Here is a 26,685-nt window from a genome sequence, read left to right on the forward strand (position 1 = left end):
ATATTGAGGGAGGTTAGAATGATGAAAAGATTGTCTGTATTTCTTTATAGTTCTATACTAAATAAAAAGATCTATGATGAGTTTGATGATGTACTTGGTATCTTAAAGGATGTTTATGTTACTACAGAGGATGGATATCCAAGAATTATTGGATATAAGATAAAAAGAGATGGCTCATTATTTGATTATGAATTTAGGAATGTAGATGTATATCTAAGGGATAGCAATAAGATAAGGATTGAGACCAGAGGAAGTAAGGAAATATTGCCAAGAAAATATACTTATTTGCTTACACAAAACCTTTTAGATAAAAAGATAGTTGATATAAACGGAAAAAAGGTAGTCAGGGTAAATGACTTAAGAATTGCAGAAATTGCAGGCGAATATAGGGTCGTAGCAGTTGAAGCTGGTCAAATTGCTAGATATAGAAGGATTGGATTGGAGAGTTTTGGAAAAGTAGTTCTTAAGTTCATGAAGCAAGAACCTACTGATCAAGCACTAATGTGGGATGATGTAGAAACTTTAGAACTAATAAATGATAGTTTACAGCTTTCAGTACCTTATAAAAAATTATCGAACTTACATCCAGCTGATTTGGCAGACATATTAGAAGAACTTGATGATAAGCAGAGAAAACAAGTGTTTGAAAATCTAGATGATGACTTAGTGGCTGATGCTCTTGAAGAGATAGAACCGGAATTCAAGGGTTCTATAATAAGAGATTTAAGTGTATCGAAGACGGCAGAAATACTTGAGAATATGCCTAATGATGAAATTGCAGATTTATTAGATGAACTTAATGAAGAAGAAAGAGAAAAGATTTTAGTATCTTTAGAATCAGAAGATGCTGAAGAGGTAAAAGAATTATTAGGTTATGAAGATGAAACTGTTGGAAGTATAATGAACAAAGATTTTATATCCTTTAATATAGATGTAACAATTGAAGAAACAATAGATTTATTAAGAGAAATGCAGCCTGATGAAGAAGTTATGCATTGCGTATATATAACTGATGAGAATGAAAAGCTTCAGGGGGCAGTGAATATAAGACAGTTAGTTATGAATGTTAGAGAAGTTAAGCTTCAAGATATAATGGATAGGAATACTTTAAAGTTTAAACATGATTTTCATATAGAAGATGCTATAGAGCTTATAACCAAATATGACTTATTATCTGTTCCGGTAGTGGATGAGGAGGATAAGCTTGTAGGTATAGTTTTAATTCATGATATTGTAGATGAATTCTTATTGCCTATTTGGAGAAAAAAAGCAAAAAAAGCAGTTTAATATTATAGAAAAATATTGTTGACATTTAATACAATTAGCATATAATAAAATTAAGACTAAACATATCAAAATACTCAACTTTAAATGCGAAGAAAAAGAGAAGTATCATAAATGAAGGTCTCAGAGAGGGAGAGATGGTGTGAATCTCCTACTTGGATTTTATGAGAAGTGCACTTTGGAGCAGGTAGCTGAAACTTTTAGTAGGTGATCCCGGGATGCCCGTTATAGCAAGAAAGCATGGTAGTGCTTATCGTGAGTGAGATCATTTTGATCTAAGTAGAGTGGAAACGCGAAATATCTTCGTCTCTAATAAAGAGATGAAGTTTTTTTTATTCTTTAGTGAATTTTAATACAGTAAAAATTTGTAGATAGCTAATCTTAATATAAGAGAAAAACAGTTATTGAAAAGCTAAGGAATATAAATCTAAGGATAATTTTAAAAATTAGGATAATTAATAAAATAATAAATATAATTTTTTGGAGGTTAAAGATATGTTATTTAATAATGCATTAGAATTACTTGGAAACACACCAGTACTAAAAGTGAACACTTTAACAGGAGAAAATTCAGCTGAAGTTTATGTAAAGCTTGAAAAGTTTAATCCAGGTGGAAGTGTTAAAGATAGAGCTGCTTACGGTATGATAGAAAAGGCTGAGGCTTTAGGATTATTAAAAGTAGGAGATACTATAGTAGAACCTACAAGTGGAAATACTGGAATAGCTTTAGCTATGATTGGAAAGTTAAAAGGATATAAAGTTGTAATAGTAATGCCTGAAACAATGAGTAAGGAAAGAAGAGACTTAATAAAAGCTTATGGAGCTGAACTAGTATTAACTGAAGGCGCTAAAGGAATGAAGGGTGCTATAGCAAAGTCAGAAGAATTAGTAAAAGAAAATGGATATTTCATGCCACAACAATTCTTAAATGTAGCTAATCCAGAAAAACACTATGCAACTACAGCTGAAGAAATACTTAAGGATTTACCAGACATAGATGTATTTGTTGCTGGAGTTGGTACTGGCGGAACAATATCAGGTGTTGGTAAGAAATTAAAGGAATTAAAGAGTGATGTTGCAGTAGTAGCTGTAGAACCAGAAAAATCACCAGTAATTTCAGGTGGAGCACCTGGTCCTCATAAGATTCAAGGTATAGGAGCAGGATTTATTCCAGAAATATACGACAGTTCAGTAGTTGATAAAGTTGTTCAAGTTAAAGAAGAAGATTCGTTTGCAGCTGCTCGAAACTTCGGAGCTAACGAAGGTGTACTTATAGGCATATCTTCAGGTGGGGCACTTCATGCAGCTTTAGAATTAGCTAAAGAATATGGTCCAGGTAAAAAAATATTAGTAATAGCACCAGATGGAGGAGAAAAATATCTTTCAATGGGCCTATATGAATAATATAAAGGTGTGATAGTAGGTGTTTAAGAACCTTAGGTACGATATAAAAAAGATACTTGAAAATGATCCAGCAGCAAGAAGTTGGCTTGAAGTTTTACTACTTTACCCAAGTGTTCATGCAGTAAATGGGCACAGAGTATCTAGTTGGTTTTATAAAAGGAATATGTTCTTTATAGCAAGATTAATATCTCAGGTAGTAAGACTTTTTACAGGTATAGAGATACATCCAGGTGCACAAATAGGCAGAGGTTTGTTTATAGACCATGGTATGGGAGTAGTTATCGGAGAAACTAGTGTTATAGGTAATGATGTTGTCATATATCATGGGGTTACTCTTGGAGGTACTGGAAAAGATAAAGGTAAAAGGCACCCTACAGTTGGTGATAATGTAGTTATAGGAACAGGAGCTAAGGTTCTAGGACCTATAAATATAGGAAATGGTGTCAAAATTGGTGCTAACTCGGTGGTGCTTACAGATGTCCCTGCTGGTGCAACTGCTGTAGGTATACCAGCAAGATTTATTGTAAGAAATTTGCCGATAATTGAGATCGAAGACTTTAGGGGTAGAAGAAAAAAAATATATAATGATATGGTGATTTAGTTTATGAATCTATCAGTTGAAATAAAAAAGTATTGTATGGATTTAGGATTAGATACTGTTGGTTTTGCACAGTGCAGGACTTTCAATGAATTAAGAGAGTTCTACACTGAAAGAAAATTACAAGGTATAGAGAATGAGTTTGAAGAAGCAGATATAGAAAAAAGAATAAATCCAAATCATTATATGAATGAGGGAAAGACTATAGTATCTATAGCTTTCCCTTATCTTCATAATGTGGATTATATAGAAAATGGATTTTCTGTGTATACTAGAGGCATGGATTATCATACTGTAGTACATAGTTACTTAGAAAAAATAGTGGCTTTCATTAATGAATTAGGTGGAAGAGCAGTTGCATTTACAGACAGTAACACATTACCTGAAAGATATATTGCATATCTGTCAGGAGTTGGATTTATTGGTAAAAACAATATGATTATAACTGACAAGTATGGTTCATATGTTTTTCTAGGTGAAATAATAACAGACCTGGATATTCCGCAATCTACAAATCGTACTTTTAATGATATAAAGTATTTTACTAAGTGTGGTAGTTGTGAGATTTGCTATAAAGAATGCCCTACAAAATCAATTAATAAAAATAATAAGAACCCCAATATATGTATGTCTTACATAACGCAAAAAAAGGAAATAGATATTAAACTCGCAAAACTAATGAATGGAAGAGTGTTTGGTTGTGATAGTTGTCAAATGAAGTGTCCATTTAATGATGAAAAAGAGTTGTCGCCAATAAAAGAGTTTTATCCCATGAGTTTTATGAATAGTGATAATGTGGATAACATAATAAATATATCTAATTCAGATTTTAAAAGTAGTTTTAAAATAACATCCTGTGGCTGGAGAGGTAAAAATGTTTTAAGAAGGAATGCTCTTATACGTAAGGGGTTATTCCAAAACAAAGATATCGCAAATGAAGAACTAAATTCTCCATATTTAGAGCAGTATAAAATAATGCTTGAAAGGCTTAAGGAATAGATTACATTACAGTACTTTGCTAAAATTAATGTGTCACTCTTCCGATACTTTAATGAGTTTCACAAAGAATTAATATGATTTTCTACAATGGAATAGCTAAAACTGCATAACTCACTACGTTCGAACAATACAGTTTATTAACGCTATCCCATCTACGAAAATCATTTAATTCTAATAGCTCACTCATATAGTATCTCCAGTGTGACACATTAATTTTAACTAATATTTGATTATCTAATGATATATTTAACTTGGCACTAAATCTAGAATGATTAATAAACATAATTACAAATTACAGGTTCATAAATGGAGGTACAAAATGAAGAAAAGCACGAGAATTATACTAGAACTATTAAAAGAACAGTATCCTGATGCAAAGTGCGAACTTGATTATGGGACGCCATTTCAACTTCTTGTAGCTACCATACTTTCGGCTCAGACTACTGATAAAAAAGTAAATGAAGTAACGAAGGATTTATTTGAGAAATATCCTACAGTTGATGATTTTTTACTTATATCGCAAGAAGAATTAGAAGATAGGATAAAGCAAATAGGACTTTATAGAAATAAAGCTAAGAATATAATGATGATGTGCAGACAGCTTAAAGAGAATTTTAACGGAGAAGTACCAGATACTATGGAAGGTATAACTTCACTTGCTGGAGCTGGTAGGAAAACTGCTAATGTAGTACTTTCGAATGCGTTTGGAGTTCCATCAATTGCTGTAGATACTCATGTGTTTAGAGTTTCTAATAGAATTGGTCTTGCTAATTCAGATAATGTATATGACGTAGAGTTACAACTTCAGAAAGAGCTTCCGAAGAAAGAATGGTCTTTGGCGCATCATTTATTGATATTCCATGGTAGAAGATGTTGTACTGCTAGAAATCCTAAATGCGAAGTGTGTCCAATAAAACATATGTGTAAGTATTATAGATCTACTACTTCAATCTGAAAATATAAATTTTATTATGAAGTGGTACATCCATATGAGTATAGATAAATAGAATTTATAAGCATATAAGAATAGAAACTTAAAGTAAAAGCTAATGATCAAAATAGATCGTTAGCTTTTATTTTACCTGCCAAAAATATACACCATTAATAAAAATATGATTTTTTTTTGAATTTCTTGAGAAAAAAGTGGCTATTTTATAAGTGTTTATTCCATCCGTTATTATTTAATTAAAAACTTAGGTAAGTAAACCTAAAAAGATACAAATATATAGCGATAATTGCGATAATTAAATTTTTAAAAAATGATAATTGATAGTATAATTAATTAATAAATTACAATTTTTATAATAGGTGGATAATAATATGAGCTATTTTCTACATATATACAAGAAACTATCTAAATATGTAAAAGTTAATACAATGATAATTTTTTTGTTAATCATATTATTTACCATATCCTTAAGAATTTTAGAAAGATATCAATTTTACAATTTCTATGAAGTTATAAATAGGCTTAAACTTGTAATAGTGATACTCTCTCTCATTTTTTTGTATATATGCCTTAAATATCTTTCATACGAACATCGATCAATACCTATAGCTATTTTTTTTTGTTATATGTATTTTTGTTTTGAATTTATATTTAGGCAAGTTTTTATTAATTTAAATATAAACGGAGCCAATGATAATCTTATTATAAGTAAGGTTAGCTATCCATTTGCTATAGGTCTTACTTTAAGGCCTATAATTATATTGTTTTCATTAAGATACAATAGAATTAATATTTTTCAGACAAGGAAAAAGAATAGTATACTACTTATGCTTGGATTATTGTTGGGACTATGTACTGCTTTATTGGACATTTATATAATATTGCCGCAATGTTTGTATTTATCCGAGCAAAAAATAGTAATAACTTATATAAATACTTTACTGGTAAACTCATTTGTAGTTATTATTTTAATAATATATAACATTAATAATAAGGATAATCTTTCAAATTTATTAATATACTCAACGTTGTTACCTATTTTTGTAAAGTATTATGCCTTCTATTCAGGTGGACAAAACACTGTTTTTATAGTTGCAGCCGAAGTTGTAATGATTGCAGTACTAATTATGGCGTTAATTTACTTGAAAATTGCATATAACACATTAATTAGTAAACAGTCAAATATAGTTGAAGTTGGATATAAAAATAATGATATAATAAGAGAAGCGTGCATTGATAATGAAATAGGACATGTTGTAAAAAGTTACTCAAAAAATATTGAAAGTTTTATTGAGTCATATATGGCGATTGAAGATAATTTACAGGAAATCTTATTTTTAGTAGATGTAAATGGGAGAATAAACTTTGCATCAAAAAGGTTCTATTCTCTATCTGGGCTTGAAGAAAAGCGAGTAGTTGGAACTAGTTTTTTTACTATAACCCATCCAGAAGAAATATTAAAAGCTAGGATGCTCATTAATTTAGAAAAAAGCAACACTACACCTATAGTACATAGAATAAGAAAAAATAATGGTAACTATATTCTTGCTGAATCAATTACTGATTTTATTTTTGAAGAAGGTAATATTGCTGGGAAGCTTATTGTAGCAAAGGATCTAAATTATGAAAATCTATGAATTATTATGGAAGGATAACAAGTATGAATCATAAAAATGCCGAGAAAAACTTCTCATATTTTAGTATTTATATAGGATTTATATTTCTAATTCTTTTAGAATATGGCTCTAATATAGATATTAAAATATCAAAATCTTATATAAATGGTATGATACCAGCGGAGACTATATTTACTTTTATAGTTGCGTTTATGATTTTAATATACTTTGAAGTATCAAAAAAAAGTTATATATTGTTTATTGGATTAAGTACAATTACTTTATTTGCTACAAAGTTTATTGAATGCATTGAGCTTATGAGCAAGGGCAGTGGTTTAATTAGTATATATAATCAAGCCTTCTTATCTACAAGATATAATACACTAAGTTTTATAATTACAGTTGGCTCTATTTACTTCCTTTACAACAATAAAGAACTTAAGAGGATAAGTGGACAAAGCGTGTGTATATATTCTGTCATTAGCTTCTCTATAGGAGTAGCATTATACTATATAGATATAAAATTCTTATACGGATATTTAAGTAATAGGGGTATATACTGGAGAACTATAATGACAATAATAGATCTAGTTGGGATTATTGTGCTAGCTATTGTATTGATAAAAAAGCAAAAAGAATACAAGGATCCTATGATGAAGTTTTTTATTGCTTCAACTATGTTTGAGTTTTTCAATCATGTCTATACATTTTGTGATTTAGGACAGAGAACTGCACTTATCTATTTTGCTGATATCTTCTATATTCTATCTATTTCAACGGTAATTATTGGCATATGTATTTGTGTTAAAAATAAATATATGGATGCAAAAAATATAATAGATAATACTAATATATTTAGAACAGACATGCTTAAGTATTACAAGATCATACAAGAAATGCCTAGTATTGTGTTCATTTTAGATAAGCGAGGAATTATACGTTTTACTAATATAGCAGCAGATGAATTCATTAAGGAAAATTACAGTGAAGATCCGGTTGAAGGGAAAAACATCAATGATATTTTGCCAAATCGAAAGAATCGTTCTTTAAATAAAATCAATAAAGTTATAGATATGGAAAAGCAATGGAGTGGTGAAAGTAAGCTAATAGGTAAGGACGGGAAGAACTTTTACTTTAATGTATTTATAAATGAGTTTGATATTGATGAAGATACCTTCTATTTAGGTGTTATGAATGATAACACAAGCTATATTGATATGTCTCTACAGTTACAGAAGAGTGAGAAGAAATTTAGACAAATCACGGACAGTGTCCATGACTTAATATGCAAGATTGATATAGAAGGAAGGATAGATTACTGTTCCCCTTCTTATACTAATCTCTTTGGTGGTAACTATGAAGACTATAAGAGGGTGCCTTGGGTACATAATGTAGTTGAAAATGATGTTGAACAAGTATTGCAAGATATGAGATTATGTTTGGAAAAAAACAAAATAGTGACAAATGAATGTAAAATGAAGTCTGGCAAGAATACATATATTTACGTGAATTATGTTATTAATCCTGTAGAAGAAAAAGATAAAATTGATAGTGCTATTATAAGTGCTAGAAATATAACTTATAAGAAATTAGCTGAAAAGGAATTAAAAGAAAGCGAAAGAAAGTACTCTGAAATATTCAACATGTGTCCTGATATGATATATGTACTTGACTCTAAAAGCTTAAGGATTACAGATGTAAATCCTGCAATGTGTGAACTTTTAGGTAAAAGTAAAGAGAGTATTTTAAATAGGTATCTAAAGCAGGTGTTTGATGATATTGACTACGAAAGTGAAGTTAATATAATTAAATACTTAAATGAAGGGTTAATAGTTAGGGGACATGAGATATCATTTTTATTCTACGGAGAGTCTAGATATTTAGAAGTAAACTATTCACCTTTAATAGAGGATGGTGAACTTACAAAGATTATATGTTTAGCAAGGGATATTACTGAGAAGAAGAAAATGGTTGAGCTTAAGGAAGAGCATGAAAAGGATAGGAAAAAGCTAGATGAGGCTTTACAATATGATCAATTGAAAACAGAATTTTTTGCTAACATATCTCATGAGCTCAGAACGCCAATAAATGTTATATTCTCTGTTATACAAGTTTTGGATTTATATAAGAATAAGGAAGATATAACGAAGATGCCTTACGATAAATATAGTAATGTACTAAGGCAAAACTGTTATAGATTGCTAAGGCTCATAAACAATTTAATTGATATAACCAAAATTGATGCTGGTTACCTAAAACTTAACTGTGGAGTATATGATGTAATCAAAATTGTAGAAGATATAACTATATCTGTTGTTACCTATGCTGAAAATAAAGGGATTGAAGTGATATTTGATACATTTGTAGAAGAATTATATATTTACTGTGATCCAGACAAAATCGAAAGAATAATACTAAATCTTTTATCAAATGCCATTAAATTTACAGATTCAAATGGCAAAATATCAGTATTGGTAGAACAAATTGAGGATAATGTGAGGATAGCAATAAAAGATGATGGGAGAGGAATCCCAGAGGATCAGATAAATATTATATTTGAAAGATTTAGACAAGTAGACAAGTCTTTGGCTAGAGAGCATGAAGGAAGTGGAATAGGACTTTCTTTGGTGAAATCTTTAGTTGAGTTACACGGAGGCACGGTAAGTGCGAAGAGTATTTTAAATAAAGGAAGTGAATTCATAATAAATCTACCAATAACCAGAATTAAGGAGATTGAAGAAACTCCAATAATAATTTCTAATGAGGATAGTAGAATTGAACGAATTAATATTGAGTTTTCTGATATATATGAAATATGTTAAAGTAGTATGTCAATTTAAGCTTCGTTACATAGTATATAGTTAGAGTTCCTTGTGGAAATTAAATACAATGACTTTAAGGAATTTGATTATAGTGATATAATTAACAGGATTTGATTTTTTATGTACTCTTTATAAAATTATATTATAGATGATCTATAAGTAACTTCATTTTGTCATTACAAAAAGAGGTACTTAAATAAAGAGTAAACAAGAAGTTCTTTGGAGGGATTATAATGAGAGTCGGAGTTATAATGGGGGGAATATCCTCAGAAAGAGAAGTTTCTTTGAATAGCGGACAATCTATATTAGCCAATTTAAATAAGGATAAGTACGAGATTATTCCAATAGTTATAGATGCTAAGGAAGATTTATTTACAAAAGTTAAAGAAATAGATTTTGCGCTGCTAGCTTTACATGGAAAATTCGGAGAAGATGGAACAGTTCAAGCAGTACTTCAGACCATGGGAATACCTTATTCTGGGTGTGATACTTTAAGTAGTGCTGTTTGTATGGATAAGGATATGACTAAGAAGATATTAAAATCAAGGGATATAAGAACTGCACCTTGGTTTAATGTTAAGTCACTAGATGATATTGACTATATGAAAATAGATAATTTGGGATATCCAGTAGTTGTAAAGCCTAATAATGGTGGATCATCAGTAGCTACTTTTGTAATTAAAGAAGAGTCAGAAATTGAGAATGCGGTTATCGAAGCCTTAAAATGGGACAAAGAAGTTATGATTGAAAAATATATAAAAGGTGATGAAATAACATGTCCGATTTTGGATGGACAGATGTTTCCAGTGCTTGCTATAAAGCCTAAATCAGCTTTTTTTGATTACACATCAAAATATTCAGATGGTGGGGCAGATGAGTTTATAGTAGAATTAGAACCTTCACTTCATAAACAGGTTGAAGAAATGGCACTAGCAACCTATAATGCTCTTAAATGTAGTGTTTACGCAAGAGTTGATATGATAGTTAGTGAAGGTATTCCATATATATTAGAAGTTAATACATTACCAGGAATGACAAAGAATAGCCTTTTTCCAAAAAGTGCAGCAGGAAAAAATGTAGACTTTAGTAAGTTGCTAGATTTAATAATAGAAACTTCAATAAAGGAACGTACTTAAAGATAAAATTAATAAACCTAAGCCATGATCTTTTTTATTGAGGTCATGGCTTTTAACATCTTTGGGGTAAGTAGCATATTATTCTTAATGTATAGGTAAGTATAAACTTCAGCGAATTTTTATTAAGATAATATTAAGAATTTACCCAATTATTTATTAAGAATTAACATGTATAATAGAAATATAGAATTAGATGTTTGTAAAATTACTATGTTTAATAGTAATATTAATAGTGTGGCATTAAATATGAAACACTTCAATTTGAAAATATTAAGTTAAATATATTATTTAATTATTAAGATTAATTTGATAAAGATTAGGGAGATTGTTATGAGAAACAAGTTAAAACATGCGCTTTTTGTTCTGCCATACTTTTTTATAGGAGTGTTATACCAATATTTTAATAAACCTATTAATGGTAATGTCCATAGCCTCATGACTTCTATAGATAGAAGTATACCTTTTGTTAAGGCGTTTATAATTCCATATTATATATGGTATATTTTTATTGGATTTGCCATTTTATATCTTTTGGTTAATAATACTAAAGAATATTATAAATATGTAATTTGTTTATGTGTAGGTGAATTAATTTGCATATGTATATATCTAGTTTTTCAAACTACAGTACCTAGACCTATAGTTATTGGTAACGATATTTTAAGCAATTTAATAAAAAATATATATGAAATAGACAGACCGTACAATTGTTTTCCAAGTATACATGTTCTTACTACATCAATAACTATGATATGTCTGTGGAAAAATAAAGACTTAAAAACTTGGTTTAAAATTGTAATTCAAATAGTAGGGATTTCTATAATATTATCTACTTTATTTGTAAAACAGCATGCAATTATAGATGCAGTTGCAGGAAGTATACTAGCCTTAAGCGTATTTAGTTTTGTGAATATCATGGAAGAGGTAGGTGTAAGATATTGGAGAAGGAAACAATACTTATCGTTGACGACGAAAAAGAAATACGAGATTTAGTAGAGATTTATCTTAAGAATGATGGATATGACACAATAAAAGCTTCTGATGGGCAGGAAGCACTTGAAGTTTTAAAAAAAAGTGATGTTGACTTAATAATATTAGATGTTATGATGCCTAAGCTTGATGGAATAGAAGCATGTATGAAGATAAGAGAAGAAAGAAATACGCCTATAATAATGTTATCTGCGAAAAGTGAGGATATGGATAAGATTTTTGGACTCACAACAGGTGCTGACGATTATCTAACTAAACCATTTAATCCATTAGAATTACTTGCAAGGGTAAAATCGCAGTTAAGAAGATACATTAAGTTAAATAATAATGTAATTCAGAAAAAGAAAGATAATGTTATAGAAATAGAAGATTTAACAATTAATATAGAAACACATCAAATAGATATTAACGGTAAAGAAGTAAAGCTTACACCAATTGAATTCGACATACTAGCTCTTTTAGCCGAAAATAGGGGGAAGGTATTTTCTATAGAAAATATTTATGAGAGTGTTTGGAATGAAAGCTTTATACAATCAGATAATACAGTTATGGTGCATATAAGAAAGATAAGAGAAAAACTTGAGGAAAACCCTAGAAAGCCTAAATATATCAAAACTGTTTGGGGAGTAGGATATAAAATTGAGAAGTAAAAAGTTTCTAAAGTTTAGATTTATCAGATGGGTATGGAACTGGAAGATAATGAAACCAGTTAGAATAGTATTCAAGATCTTTAAGGAGAGAATGGAAAGAAGTATTAGGTTCGAACTTGTAGTTACTTTTGGAATCTGTTTTCTGATATCACTTATAGCTTATGGTATATCTAATGATATATTACGGGATAATTATAAATCAGCCACCCTTGTATATGATGATAGCGAAATACAGGATAGAGCTCAGAGGTTTTCTAATTATTTGATAAATACTAAGGATTTGGCTATAACTAATTCTAGTGATATTCAAAAAAGTGTAGAAAGGTTTTATGGGGTTGATGCAAATGAAAAGGTGATATTAACAGATTTAGATGGAAAAATTATATACAAAACTAAAAATGTAATTCAAAATTCAGTTGATGTCTATGCAACTATAAAATATGCTATGGATTCTTATTCTGATAGATATAAAAATCAATACAGGACTGAAGGAAAGGAATTTGTAATATTTTATCCGCTTAACATAAAAGATGAGAAACTTTATCTATTCATTTTTGCAACTCCACAGGCTAGGATGGAGTACAACCAAACATATTCATCGAACTCTATAATGGCCGTTATCATAGCTGTAATAGTATTTGTGACAAGTTTCATATATATAACAAATAAAAAAATGAAATATATAGAGGAAATTTCAGAAGGGCTAAGGAAGATTGCGTCAGGTGATTTGAGCTTTAGAATAAATGGAAGAGGAAAAGATGAACTGAATAATTTGGCGGAAAATATTAACTATATGGCTTCAGAGATAATGAATAGAATTGAAGCAGAAAGAAAGGCTGAGAAGACAAAAAATGAACTCATAACAAATGTTTCGCATGATCTTAGAACACCCCTTACCTCTGTAATGGGATATATAGGACTTCTTAAGGATGGAAAGTACGAAAATGAAGACCAGATGAAAGAGTATATGAACATAGCTTTTAATAAATCTGAGAAAATAAAAATACTTTTAGAAGATCTTTTTGAGTATACAAAATTAACTAATCAGGGAGTAAGCTTATATAAAGAGCAAGTTAACTTAAATGAGTTTTTATCTCAGCTAATAGAAGAACTTATGCCTCTTTTTGATGAAAGAGGACTTAGAATACATAAAGATTTTACTGATGAAAGATTAGAAGCTAATATTGATGTAAGTAAAATGCTAAGAGCTTTTGAAAATCTATTAGGAAATGCTATAAAGTATTCATTTGAGAATACAAGTATAACTGTAAGTTTAAAAAAAGAAAATGAATATGCGCTTATATCTATAAAAAATAAGGGCGAAAATATACCAAGAGAAAAGCTGGAAAAACTGTTTGAAAGATTTTATAGAGCAGACGAATCTAGAACCTCTGAAAATGTAAGTGGTAGTGGCCTTGGACTTGCAATATGCAAAAATATCGTAGAACTTCATAGTGGACGTATCTGGGCAGAATGCTATGGTAATGACATAAAGTTCTCCGTGATGATAAGATTATAGTTTCTATACGCAAACTCTTTAGATGGATGACTCTATAATTTGAGTTGTATTTTTAAAAACTTTGCTCAGTATCAGTAGAATTTTTAAAAATAATCTTGAATTTGAGGATATCCATCCTTTTTTATTGTAATTAATAGTTAGTTCTAAACTAGTACATCTTTATATAAATTTAGGTGTTCCTACGGGAGATACTATATGAACGAGCTATTAGAATTAAATGATTTTTGGAGATTAAATGGCGTTAAGAAATTGTATTGTCCGAACGTAGTGAGTTATACAATTTTAGACATTTAATCGGAAAAAATCATATTAATTCTTTGCGAAGGTCATCAAAGTATCGGTAGTAGGAGCACCTAAATTTATTATGGGTACACGATAAAGAAAATTTTATTATTTTGTAACGTTACTTGGACTACTATAATATCCTAATGGTATGAGTATTATTATAGTTGGAGGAACTATGCAAAATAAAACAATGTTTAGTACCTTCGGTGCTGATATAAATGAGTACAAGTCAGGGGTTAACTTTGCTATCCTAGCAAGAACTGTAGACTTTCTTTATCTTAGAGCATCTGGTTCAGGGTCAGGTAGATTTAGAGTTGATACAAAGTTTATTGAATTTGCAAGAGGCTCAAGGTCTGTAGGTATTCCAGTAGGGGCATATCATTATGCATTACCTTCTGCAGATTATGCCACAGCGGATAGCCAATGTGATGCTTTTATCGGAGTTCTTCAAGATGGATTTGGTCAAGGAGATTATGGAGACTTATTTCCGGTACTTGATGTAGAAGCGCCTACCAATAAATCTATTACAACTGCTCAGCTTGTGAACTGGGTAGATAGATTTAGAAAAAGGTTTGAAAGTAAAACAAGAAGAAGACTTATGATTTACACAGGAGTATTTTTCGTAAATCTATATGATGATTTTAAAATAGCAGGAAAAGGATATCCATTAAGTAATATGCCGCTATGGATTGCTATGTATAAAGAAATTGCAGGTAATCCACCTGTGCCACCAGATATAGGTGGATGGAAGAGATGGCGTATATGGCAATATACAGAAGCCGGGGATATTCCTGGAGTTACTCCTCCTGTAGATTTGAACTATGGACCAGATAGTATAGATATGCTTATGCCGCCAACTGATGTAAAAGGACTTTATGCAAGAACTGATAATAAAAATATATATGTGTCATGGACAAAGAATAAAGATAAGGATCTTTTAGGATACAATATATTTGTTAACAGTAACTATGCAGGAACTGTAGGAGTAAACGATACTTATTATGTTATACCAAAATCAAAATTTACACTTCCGGCTGGAAGGCCTATAGAAATAGGTATAGAAGCATTCGATTTTGATGGCGATTTTTCAAAGAAGAGGACTAAATTTTTAATTCAACCAACAAGAAGTGATGACCAATTACAATATGGAACTTATTTTGATGGAGATTATTTTATATTTGGTGAAGGTGAAAAGTAGAATAACTTATAGAATAAGAAAAAATGCCCTATTAGTTTGGGCATTTTTTTACTGTGCTTATATATTATTTAGTTTGCGAATACTTTAATACCAACTTTAGAGTTTCCACAAGGGAATCTAAGTGAGTTCGTTCATAAGCATGAGATGCAAAGACTCCAGGACCTATTAAAGCGGTTCTTATATCCCAGCCTGCATTTACTGCTGCAGAGGCATCAGAACCATAGTGTGGATATATATCTATCTTATAATTTATATTATTTTCTTTACATAGATTTATAATTTTTTTTCTTAAGTCATAATCATAAGGACCAGAAGAATCTTTGGCACATATACAGACAGCATATTCAGATGAATTTTGTCCAGGACCAGGAGCACCCATGTCCACAGCTATAAATTCTTTTGTATTTTCAGGTAAACCAGCCTTAGCTCCATGGCCAACTTCTTCATAAGTTGATATAAAAAAGTGTGTGTTGCATGGAAGTTTAATATTTTCTTCAGAAATATATTTTATTGCGGTCAAAAGGACTGCTACACTAGCCTTATCATCAAGATGTCTACTTTTTACAAAGCCTTTTTCTGTTATAGTAGCTCTAGAGTCAAAGCAAATAAAATCACCAATGTTTATGCCTAGTTTTTCAGTATCTTCTTTGCTAAATACTTTTTCATCAATTATTACTTCCATATTTGGAGCTATTCTCTTTAAGTCTCTAGCGTCATCACCGCTTATATGAACTGATGGTTTTATAGTTTGTATAGTACCAGTATAAGAATTGCCATCTAAAGTTTCTATTGTGCAGTTTTCACCATCGATAGATGTCATCATAAATCCACCAACTGGTGTAAGCTCTAAAGCACCGTTATTCTTTATTTCTTTTACCATTGCACCGAGAGTATCTATATGACCAGAGAACACTCTATCAAAGCTTTTATCTTCTCCTTCAAAGCTTACAAGAATTGCGCCTTTATTAGTTACAATATAGTTAACTTTAAGTTTTTCTAACTCAGTTATTACGTATTTGCGGATATTATCAGTATATCCAGTAGGGCTAGAAGTGGTTAGAAGGCTTATTAAGTAAGTTTTTAATGAATCTAAATCAAGTTTCATTTTTTTATCCCCCAATAAAATTTTTTCTCTATATATAGGTACCAATTAGTTTTTTTATATTTTCAAATTCTTACCTCAGAATCTAGAGGAATTTTAAAAATACACTTTGGATTAAATTGGTACATCTTTAGATTATACATCTAAAATTATTGCGTTTCCAAGTAAAAGTAAAAAAATCAGATTTGCTCACAATATATATTATATTGATTTGTATATTCTTTAATAATATTTTTAAAAAAATATGATAAAAGTGAAAAAATATCACATCATAAATAATATGAGAAAAATATTTTTGTAACTTGTGCCTAAATATAAAGTTTACAATAAAAGTATATTTATTAATGTTTTTTTTTATAGTATAATTAGGAGTACCATAAAAGATATACCAATCTAATTGTTAAATATTTGAGAACATTTATAATCTATTATTAATATAAGATGAAAATATGTCAAATTACTTTTAGGTGGTTCATTTAAAAGAAAGGAGAAAATATATGAGCAACGAAGTAGGAAAAAACAAAACGTTAAAGATGGTAGTTGCTGGGACTGTAGCTGTAGTAGTGATTGGATTATCTGGAGCTGGTGTATACGCCATGACTGTAAAGAATCAAGTTGCAAAATGGGATAACAAGATATACCAAGGCGTAAAGGTTAATAACGTTGATCTTTCGGGTAAGACAAAAGAAGAAGCGGTAAAACTATTAGAAGATAGTTTTTCAAATACAATAAAGCAAAAAAAGCTTGTTGTTAAGGCATTAGACCAAAACTTTGAGCTTGACTATTCAAATTTAAATCCTCAGTTTAATGTTCAAGAAATAGCTCAAAAAGCTTTAGAAGAAGGAAAAAATTTATCTTTATTTCAAAAAAATGATATTATAAAAAACGGGACTAATAAGAATCTTCCTCTAGAGTTTAAATATGATGACAGCAAGATAAAGGCATTTGAACAACAAATTGAGAGTAAAATAAATAAAGACCCTGTAGATGCAAAAATCTCCATAAGTGGAGGCAATATAAATATTACTGATGATCAAACAGGCCGTAAAGTAAATGCCGAAGAATTGGACAAGTTGATTAAAACTAACATTAATGGCAAGATTGAACAACAAACTGTTGTGCAGGCACCAATAGAAGAAGTTAAGTCTAAGTATCCTAAATCAGAGCTTGCAAAGATTGATGGCAAGATTTCAACTTTTTCAACTAGTTTTGCAACTTCAAACGAAGGAAGATCAGCTAATGTAACATTAGCAAGTAAATTTATAAATGCTAAGCTATTAATGCCAGGAGATACCTTTAGTTATAATGAAACAGTTGGAGAAAGAACAACAGCTAGAGGATTTGGAATAGGAGCTATATTTAAAGGTGATAAGGTAGAAGATGAAGTTGGCGGTGGAATATGCCAAGTTTCAACTACACTATATAGAGCTGCAATGAGAGCTGGTATAAAGCCAACAGAAAGACATAATCATTCTATGCCAGCAAGTTATTCGCCCGTAGGATTAGATGCCACTGTTTATTGGGGGTCTTTGGATTACAAATTCAAGAATACATACGATTTTCCAGTATATATAGAATCATATGCAAGTAATAAGACTGTGTACGTTAATTTTTATGGAAGTGTATCAGGAATGGGTGGAAAAACCTATGAATTATTTGCAGATACTTTAGATAAGTATGAACCTACAATATCACAAGTTCAGGATAGTTCTCTTGCGGAAGGTCAAACTCAGTGGGAAAAGAAACCTGTAACTGGTTATAAAGTGAAAAGCTATCTAATAACTTATCAAGGTGGAAAAGAGGTATCAAGAGAAAATATTGCTACTGATACATACCAAAAAGTAAATGGAGTTATGAAGGTGGGAACAAAGAAAGCTACACCTCCACCTGCTGCACCTCCAGCAGCAACTCAAACACAAACAACTCCACCGGCTCAAGCAACTCAAACTTCAGCGACACCAGGAACTAATCAATAAAAAACAGCTAATTTAAAGTCATCCTTTGGGATGACTTTTTTTACTTTAAACAGAAGTATAAAGTTTTTATGAACGATAAATCTAGATATTTCAATGGTTTTAGAAGTTTTTATGTATATACAGTAAAAAATAAAATTTATTCGCCTGCCCAATTTTCCTCATATGCATTCGGAAAGGAAAATGCGTTAAAAAAGCTCACTGAGAAGGTCGCATCAGCGACTTTTTTATTTATTAAAATAAAAATTTCCAATACAGGTAAGCTGAGAAGATTAACTTTGTCTTTTAAGGATAATTCAAGTAAAAAATACTTTTTTCAAGTAAAATGTAGTTGTTATTCAAGTAAATGATTGACATAATAAGCCTATATAAACAAAGGATATTTATATGACATAGATTCTTACTATATTATTCAATAAATAAAACTCAAAGGAGAAAGACAAATGTTGAGAAAAGATTTCTTATGGGGGGGAGCTGTTACGGCTCATCAAAGTGAAGGTGGCTATATTGAAGGGGGAAAAGTACCAGCTGTTTGCGATTTAACACCAACAGGAGAATTCTCTGACTTTAAGGCTGGCATCGATGCATATCATAGATATGAAGAAGATTTTGATTTATTTAAGGAAATGGGATTTAATGCTTATCGCTTTTCTATTGACTGGTCTAGAATGATGAGTAATGAAAATACTTATAATGAAGCTGGTTTTGAATTTTATGATAAGTTTATAGATGCCTTAATTGAAAGAGGGATGGAGCCTATTCCTACACTTTATCATTTTGAAATGCCTATTTTTTTACATGAAAAATATAATGGTTTTTATAGTCGTAGAGTTGTTGATATTTTTGTGGAATTATGCAAGAAGATTATTGATCGTTATGGGCATAAGGTAAAGTATTGGATAATCTTTAATGAACAGAATGGAATATTACAAAAAGGTCCTAAAATGTTCTTTGGTAGTATTTGCCCAGAAGACATCAATGCACAGCTGTTTGACAATCAAATTATGCATAATACATTGATTGCTCATAGTATAATCAATGAATATATCCATTTGCAAGGTGGAAAGGTTATGGGGATGGCCACAATTGTTCAAAGTTACCCAGAAACCTGTCACCCATTAGATACTTTAGAGAGTATGAAAGCGCAGAGTGAAGCTTATGTATTTTTAGATGTTTTTGCAAGGGGGCATTATAATTCGTATTATTATGCTAATATGAAAAATGAAGGAATGATGCCTGAGATTCTTGAAGGAGATTTGGGTATTTTAAAGAGAGGCATCACAGATTATTTAGCTATTAGCTATTATATGTCTACCATATCTCATTATGGAGAAGAGAGCTTAACCAATGTAAATGATGTTGTGATTAAAAAGAATCCTTATTTAGAAATGTCTAAGTTTGGCTGGACAGTTGATCCAATTGGGTTGAGAATTACCTTAAGGCAGTTATATGATCGTTATGAAATGCCTATTTATATTGTAGAAAATGGCTTTGGATATGATGATCAAATCGATGAAAATGGTGAAATTATAGATGATTATCGTATTGATTATATGAGTAAACATATTACAGAGATGAGGGAAGCTGTTCGTGAGGGAGTTGACTGCAGAGGTTATCTTGCTTGGGGACCAGTGGATATCCTCAGTAGTCGTGCTCAGATGAAAAAGAGATATGGTTTTATTTACGTTAATAGAGATAATGATGATTTGAAAGATATGCGTAGAATCAAGAAAAAGTCATTTGCTTGGTTTAAGAAGGTTATCGAGACAAATGGTGAACAGTTATAGTATATGGCTTTATAATATATTAGTTTTTAGTAAGATTAAAGTTACTTCAGGTATAGTTAAAGTAGCGTGTTAAATTTAAATGGTTAGTCATCCGATGCTTTAATGAGCTTACGCAAAGAATTAATATGATTTTGTCATATTCCATGGCTAAAACTGTAAACTCACTGCGTTCGAACAGTACAGTTTTTTAACGCCACTACATCTGAAAAAATCATTTAATTCTAATAGTTCACTCATAGAGCATCTCCTGCATAACCATTTAAATTAACTGTATCTTTAAACATAGCCCAAAAGACAAAGAAAGGATAATAGCTTATGAAAGTCACAATGAAAGATATTGCCAATAGATTAGGAATCTCTATTAATGCTGTATCTATCGCTTTGAATGATAAAGTTGGTGTAAGCGAAGAGATGCGCTTAGAGATATTACGTACTGCTGATGAAATGGGGTATATAAATCAAAAAAGACAATACTTATCAGTGCTATCAAAGACTAATATTTGTATTTTGATGCAAAGCTATTATGCTGATACAGGACATTTCTATTCAATTGTTTTACGGTCTATTGTTGAACAAGCAAAGGCTTTTGGCTATTTCTCTATTTTGAATTATTTTGAGGATACTGAATTTGCTATGCCTAAATGTATTTTAGAAAGAAAGGTAGCTGGGATTTTAGTTGTTGGAAAAATATCTGATTATAATTTAATGATTTTGAAGAAAACTGGTGTCCCAGTGGTTCTCGTTGACTTTACATCCTTATGTGATCCTAGTGATTGTGTTTTAACTCATAATAAGCAAGGTGGATATATGATGACAAATAATGTTATTCAAAGAGGTTATGAGAAAATAGGTTTCTTTGGTGATTTGGATTATTCCTTTAGTTTTGAAGATAGGTTTTTAGGATATAAGCAGGCGCTTATTAAAAGTAATATAACAGATTATCAAGGGATAGATAGTTATATTGAGCGATATTCTTTTTTGAAAGAGATAGAAAAATTCATATTAGTAAATCAGATTTCTGAGATTATAAGTATTTTAAAATCCAAAGAACTACCAGAGGTTTTAATTTGTGCAAATGATTCCAACGCATTTGCTGTTATATTCGCATTAAAAGATATGGGGATAAAAGTTCCAGAGGATATTGGTGTTGTTGGCTTCGATGATACACCCTTATGTGAAAAGTCAATTCCCAAAATAACAACTGTCCAAGTACAAAAGGAGTTAATGGGGCAAGTTGCTGTTTCTAATTTAATTGATCGTATACACCGAAAAGATAATATACCAATGACGCAACTATTAAGTGTGAAAGTGGTGGAAAGAGATTCATTAAAACTTAGAGATTAATGGGTCTCTTTTTTTACTGCCTAGGAAACCATAAAACTTTCAAGTAAATGCTCGTTGAAATTCAAGTGAAGTTAAAGAAGAATAAGATTGTAAAGTAAATGTTATTATTGGAGGAAAAGGAAATGATGAAAAAACTTGGTAGGATTGTTTTGTCTTTAATTATGATCATGACTCTTGTTTTTGACGGTACGAGTATTGCTAGAGCAACAAATGTTGACGATATGAATTTAATCAAGAGTAGGATTAAGGAGTATTTTTTGAAGCTTGATACAATTGATGACGGATCAAAAGTAGAGGCTTGCTATGTAAGCCGTGCAGAAGATTATCTTAAGCTAATACAACCTGATGGATCTTTTAAGGATGTGGATTATGAAGCCACCAATAATGCTGCAAATGGAGCCGCATGGTCCCCTTATTTAGCATTAGATAGAATGCAGGCAATTGCCATAGCTTACAATAAACAAGGAAATTCGATTTATAAAAAACAAGAAGCTGTTGATAAGTTGAATAAAGCTATAGTTTATTGGGCGTCACAAAATCCAAGGTCAACAAATTGGTGGGAAAACCAAGTAGGTGTTCAATTACGTTTTTCTAGAATTGGATTATTTATGGAAGGTAGTATAAGTAATGAAGCTTTAAACATTATTCTGAACAAACTTTTAGAAAAGACACCTGTAAAATATGGTTCTGGTCAAAATAATTTATGGTTTGATCAAAACTATGTTTATTATGCTCTCATTAAAGAAGATGAAACTCAATTAAAAGATATGATTAATAATTATTTAGATTATTGTTTAACAACTCAGTTAGATGATATTACAAAAGAAGCGGTACAAGTTGATAACAGTTACTATATGCATGGAAGACAATTCTATTCAAATGGTTACGGAATGACTATGTTTAGAGATATGAGTTATTGGATTTATATGTTGAAAGCAACAGACTTTGCTGTAAGCCAAGATGTTGTCGATAGAATGGCAAACTATATGATAAGTGGTACGAGCTGGACGGTTAGAGGAGATATCATGGAATTATATCTTGGATATCGTCCATACAAATACGACTTAAGCTATGATAATTATTCTGAAGAGTACATTGCGCCTTTAAAGAGAATGATAGAAGCAGATCCTAAACGTGCTAGTGGATATCAGAAGATTTTAGACAATATTGAAGGCAAAAACAATTCAAATGGTAAAAACGGTAACTATTACATGTGGCGTTCTGGGTATGAATCACATATGAGAGATGGATATGGTGTAAATATAAAGATGGACTCTAAGAATCTTATTGGAGGAGAATGGCGTGGACCTTGGAATGAAGCTGGAAAACCAAATCAACAATTGATTTATTGGACATCAACTGCATCTTCAACAATAACTGTAGATGGAGATGAATATAAATCAGTGTATCCAGTATTTGATTGGACACATACTCCAGGAGTAACAGCACCTAATTTCATTAGTAATAAATTCAACTTTGAAAATAATGAATTGTTTAATATTGGTGTAAGCAATGGAAAATATGGAGCAACTGCATACAAGTTTGATAAAACTAATACGAAGGGGCAAAAAGGATATTTCTTCTTTGATGATGAGTTTGTTGCATTAGGATCAAATATTTCATCAACAAATGATGCACCTATTCACACAACCTTAAACCAAAGTAAAGCTAGTGATTTAAAAGTTAATGGTGAGGCAGTTAAATTAGGAACAGTAGCAAAAGAATATACAACCAAAAGTATATATAACAACAAAATTGGATACGTTTTCTTGAAGGATACAAAGGTTAAAGTATCTTATGATGGACAAAAAGATGTCCCAAGCTTGTGGCCAGAAGATATGAGAAAGAATGCTGATTCTGTTTTTACAGCCTATATTGATCACGGTGTAAAACCAACAAACGATTCTTATGCATATATTGTTGTACCAAATAAAACAGAAGCAGAAGTAAAGAACTATTCAAACAACATTCCTGTAACAGTTGTTGCAAACAATTCAGATGTGCAAGCAGTTAGACATGATGGATTAAAACAAACACAAATTAATTTTTATAAAGCAGGTGCTTTGGAATATAAGAAAGGTTATACAATAACTGTAGATCAAGCATGTAGTGTAATCATTGATGAATCAGGAAGTACAAGGCAAATAACTGTAGCTGTTAATGATAATGAAGATCATAAGATAGTAAATGTAGGATTATCATATAGCAGTACTAAAACAACAACTACTTTCATCTCAAAAGCTCTACCTTATGCTGGTCAATCAAAGACATTGGCAGAAGGACAAGATGACAGATATTTAGCTAGTAGTTCTACAGTAAATCATTACGTTAAAAATGTATTAGATGGTAATAGTAATACCTATTGGGAAAGTAAAGGACAAGGTGAGGAATGGATTTCACTTCTTACAGGATCAAATAAATACTTAAAAGACATCACTATTTCATGGGGAGAAAAATATGCTCGTCAATATGAAATCTACTCATCACAAGATGGCGAGAATTATGAACTTGTTACAAAGATCTCAAAAGGAGATGGCAAGCAGACAACAATACCTATCGCAAGAATGTGTAATTATATAAAAATTATCATGAAATCTAGTAGTGGGGATTGTTATCAAATCAAAGAAGTAGCAATGAATGAAGGGGAACTCCTTTCCTTAAATAAACCGACTACAACAAGCTCTGTATCATCTAAAGCACCGACCTTTGTAGGAGGATTTGCTGTTGATGGGGATTTATCTACAAGATGGGCATCTAATCGTAATTCAGATAATGAGTGGATAAGTATTGATTTAGAAAAGTACTCACGTATAGATGCCATGAAAATAATTTGGGAAAATGCATGTTCAGATGATTATACTATTGAGGTATCAGCTGATAACCAAAATTGGAAAAGTATAAAGCAATTAAAAACAGATGTGAGTTTAAAAGATGAAATTAACTTTAGCGAATCAGTGTATGGTCGCTATGTAAAAATTAATTCACATAAATCAAGGTTAGTTAGTGGAACAAATTATGGGATAAATATATTTGAAATTAATGTTTATGGTGAAGCAAAAGAAGAAGAAAAAGTTAATATTGCTCTAAATAAAACTTCAAAGGCAAGCTCAGAATATATAAATCCAAAGTCTAAGTTTACGTTAGAATCAAAATATGCCTTTGATGGAAGTGTGGAGAACAAAGGTGATACTTATCAATCAAGATGGGTATCTGAAAGAGGTAAAGATCATCCAGGTGAAAATGTGAATTCACAATATATACAGGTTGATTTAGAAGAAGTTTATGATATCTCAAGGGTTGTATTAAATTGGGAAGGTGCTTGTGGTAAAGAATACAAAATTCAAGTTTCAGAAGATGGACAAAACTGGACAGATGTATCGCATATTACAGATGGAGCCGCTGGCATTAAAGAATTAAATTATGAAAAACCAGTAACCGGAAGATATGTGAAGATGCTAGGAATAGTTCCAATTGGACAATATGGTTATTCCTTATGGGAATTCGAGGTTTATGGAACAAGTTTAAAATCTGAACTGAAAAAATACTATGATCAGAATAAAGATTTAGATACAAGCTCCTTCACTCCCAGCAGTATAGAATTATATCATAATGCTCTAGACAATATCACAAAGGTATATGAAGATAAAGCTGCCACAAGTGCAGATATATTAAATGCAAAAAATCAATTAGAAGCAGCTATAAATAATCTTGTTGTGAAAGCAAATAAAGCCACATTAGATAATGAGATTAAAAAAGCTGACCTTGTAGAAAGAAATTTATATACAGATGAATCAGTCAAGGTCTTTGAAGCAGCCTTAAATAAAGCTAAAGCAACATATGATGATGGTAATGCTACACAAAAGCAAGTCGATGACGATGCCCAAGCCTTAGAACAAGCGATTATCTCATTAGAAAAGAAAAAAGATGATCCAGTTATTGAGGTTCCAGGAGAAAAGATAGATCTAACCCTTCAAAGTCCAAATAAAGATGTAAGCGTTTCTGGGAAATTGCCTAAAGACATAGAATTATCTTCAAAAGCCCTAGATAATGAAAAATTGAAAGAAGTGGTCGAAAAGATATATAAGGTTAATTCAGAAGCCTTAAAAGATACAACCTTAGAAAAAGTATATGATTTAAGCTTACTATTAAAAAATGAAGTTTATAAGTTAGATGGAGAGGTTGAAGTTTCATTAAAACTAGATGATAGTGTTTTAAGCAAAAAGTTAGGTATAGTCTATATTGATGAAGCTGGAAATCTTCATAAAATCGAATCTAAAGTGGAAAATGGATTTATTAAATTTAAAACTCCTCACTTTTCACAGTACGGAATTGTATCAACGAATGATTTGGTTTTGAAGGTAGATAAAGCTGCATTAGATGATGAAATCAAGAAAACTCAGTTGGTAGAAAAAGACTTATATACAAATGAATCAGTCAAAGCCTTAGAAGCAGCTTTAAATGAAGCAAAAGCAATATATAATAATGCTGAAGCAACACAAAAACAAGTTGATGACGAAGTTAAAGCATTACAGCAAGCATTTATATCATTAGAAAAGAAAAAGGATAATCCAATTGTAAATATTCCAGAAAAAAATACAACTGACAACAATGCACCTACAAAGAATGTAGAGGTAATAGTTCAGAATACAAATAAAAATATAAATACTTCTGGAAATGTACCAAAAGATATTGCGTTAACAGATAATAAGGAAGAGGAAAAGCCAATTGCTATTGATCCAGAAGAAAAGAAAGACACAACAGTTCAAAGCCCTAACAAGGATGTAAGTGTTTCAGATAATGAAAACAACAAAGTAGCATCCAAAGATAATTCTAATAAAGTTAATTTATATAATATTGCATTGGTTTCTGCAGGACTAGTTATTTTTGTAGGTGTTCTATATGCATTATGGAGTAAGAAAAAGATTAAATAATATTAAAAAGAGTGGTTGGGGTACAGCCGCTCTTTTTAAATTTAGAACATCTAAAATAATTTTACGCTAATACTTTGTATTGAACAAGATTACATAAG

Annotated in this window: 17 protein-coding genes and 1 other annotated feature; of the genes, 16 read left to right on the forward strand and 1 reads right to left on the reverse strand. The window is 30.7% G+C overall.

Annotated elements, in window-relative coordinates:
* Positions 1–21: 21 nt before the first annotated feature.
* The 12 genes from OCU55_RS19760 to OCU55_RS19815 all read left to right on the forward strand — a co-directional run bounded on the left by OCU55_RS19760 (position 22) and on the right by OCU55_RS19815 (position 15,450).
* Positions 22–1,287, forward strand: coding sequence for a magnesium transporter (locus OCU55_RS19760; RefSeq protein ID WP_261854042.1), 1,266 nt, complete (start codon positions 22–24; stop codon positions 1,285–1,287).
* 80 nt (positions 1,288–1,367) lie between these two features.
* Positions 1,368–1,598, forward strand: a binding site (T-box leader).
* Between the two features lie 181 nt (positions 1,599–1,779).
* Positions 1,780–2,688: a cysteine synthase A gene (cysK, locus tag OCU55_RS19765; protein ID WP_261854015.1), complete on the forward strand. Its 909-nt coding sequence runs from the start codon at positions 1,780–1,782 to the stop codon at positions 2,686–2,688.
* Between the two features lie 19 nt (positions 2,689–2,707).
* Positions 2,708–3,289, forward strand: a complete 582-nt coding sequence (epsC, locus tag OCU55_RS19770; protein WP_261854016.1) for a serine O-acetyltransferase EpsC — start codon at positions 2,708–2,710, stop codon at positions 3,287–3,289.
* Between the two features lie 3 nt (positions 3,290–3,292).
* Positions 3,293–4,285: a tRNA epoxyqueuosine(34) reductase QueG gene (gene queG, locus OCU55_RS19775; RefSeq protein WP_261854017.1), complete on the forward strand. Its 993-nt coding sequence runs from the start codon at positions 3,293–3,295 to the stop codon at positions 4,283–4,285.
* A gap of 319 nt (positions 4,286–4,604) precedes the next feature.
* On the forward strand, positions 4,605–5,240 hold the full coding sequence (nth, locus tag OCU55_RS19780) for an endonuclease III (protein ID WP_261854018.1): 636 nt from the start codon (positions 4,605–4,607) through the stop codon (positions 5,238–5,240).
* Positions 5,241–6,061: 821 nt separating this feature from the next.
* Complete coding sequence (locus OCU55_RS19785) at positions 6,062–6,871, forward strand: PAS domain S-box protein (RefSeq protein WP_261854019.1); 810 nt, start codon at positions 6,062–6,064, stop codon at positions 6,869–6,871.
* A 23-nt stretch (positions 6,872–6,894) separates the two neighbouring features.
* Positions 6,895–9,672, forward strand: coding sequence for a sensor histidine kinase (locus tag OCU55_RS19790; protein WP_261854020.1), 2,778 nt, complete (start codon positions 6,895–6,897; stop codon positions 9,670–9,672).
* 233 nt (positions 9,673–9,905) lie between these two features.
* The gene (locus tag OCU55_RS19795; RefSeq protein WP_261854021.1) at positions 9,906–10,808 is read left to right on the forward strand and encodes a D-alanine--D-alanine ligase; all 903 of its coding nucleotides are present in this window, start codon (positions 9,906–9,908) and stop codon (positions 10,806–10,808) included.
* A 330-nt stretch (positions 10,809–11,138) separates the two neighbouring features.
* Complete coding sequence (locus OCU55_RS19800; protein WP_261854022.1) at positions 11,139–11,801, forward strand: phosphatase PAP2 family protein; 663 nt, start codon at positions 11,139–11,141, stop codon at positions 11,799–11,801.
* Entirely contained in the window at positions 11,747–12,448 is a 702-nt protein-coding gene (locus OCU55_RS19805; RefSeq protein WP_261854023.1) for a response regulator transcription factor, read from the forward strand. The genes OCU55_RS19800 and OCU55_RS19805 overlap by 55 nt, the downstream gene beginning before the upstream one ends.
* A complete protein-coding gene (locus OCU55_RS19810) occupies positions 12,438–13,967 on the forward strand; it encodes a sensor histidine kinase (protein ID WP_261854024.1) in 1,530 nt (509 codons plus the stop codon). Before OCU55_RS19805 ends, OCU55_RS19810 begins: the two co-directional genes overlap by 11 nt.
* 460 nt (positions 13,968–14,427) lie before the next feature.
* Positions 14,428–15,450, forward strand: coding sequence for a glycoside hydrolase family 25 protein (locus tag OCU55_RS19815; RefSeq protein WP_261854025.1), 1,023 nt, complete (start codon positions 14,428–14,430; stop codon positions 15,448–15,450).
* A 64-nt stretch (positions 15,451–15,514) separates the two neighbouring features.
* On the opposite strand, the gene OCU55_RS19820 is transcribed toward OCU55_RS19815, so the two are convergent.
* Positions 15,515–16,555: a M42 family metallopeptidase gene (locus tag OCU55_RS19820; protein ID WP_261854026.1), complete on the reverse strand. Its 1,041-nt coding sequence runs from the start codon at positions 16,553–16,555 to the stop codon at positions 15,515–15,517.
* A gap of 494 nt (positions 16,556–17,049) precedes the next feature.
* Between OCU55_RS19820 and OCU55_RS19825 the strand changes: the two genes are divergently transcribed.
* The 4 genes from OCU55_RS19825 (at position 17,050) to OCU55_RS19840 (ending at position 26,587) form a co-directional block, all read left to right on the forward strand.
* On the forward strand, positions 17,050–18,528 hold the full coding sequence (locus OCU55_RS19825) for a VanW family protein (RefSeq protein ID WP_261854027.1): 1,479 nt from the start codon (positions 17,050–17,052) through the stop codon (positions 18,526–18,528).
* A 440-nt stretch (positions 18,529–18,968) separates the two neighbouring features.
* Entirely contained in the window at positions 18,969–20,312 is a 1,344-nt protein-coding gene (locus OCU55_RS19830) for a glycoside hydrolase family 1 protein (protein ID WP_261854028.1), read from the forward strand.
* A gap of 315 nt (positions 20,313–20,627) precedes the next feature.
* On the forward strand, positions 20,628–21,656 hold the full coding sequence (locus OCU55_RS19835) for a LacI family DNA-binding transcriptional regulator (protein ID WP_261854029.1): 1,029 nt from the start codon (positions 20,628–20,630) through the stop codon (positions 21,654–21,656).
* Positions 21,657–21,778: 122 nt separating this feature from the next.
* A complete protein-coding gene (locus OCU55_RS19840) occupies positions 21,779–26,587 on the forward strand; it encodes a discoidin domain-containing protein (protein WP_261854030.1) in 4,809 nt (1,602 codons plus the stop codon).
* The last annotated feature ends 98 nt before the right edge of the window (positions 26,588–26,685 follow it).

The sequence above is a fragment of the Clostridium folliculivorans genome (genome assembly GCF_024341905.1).
GTDB classification, from domain to species: Bacteria; Bacillota; Clostridia; order Clostridiales; family Clostridiaceae; genus Clostridium_AR; species Clostridium_AR folliculivorans.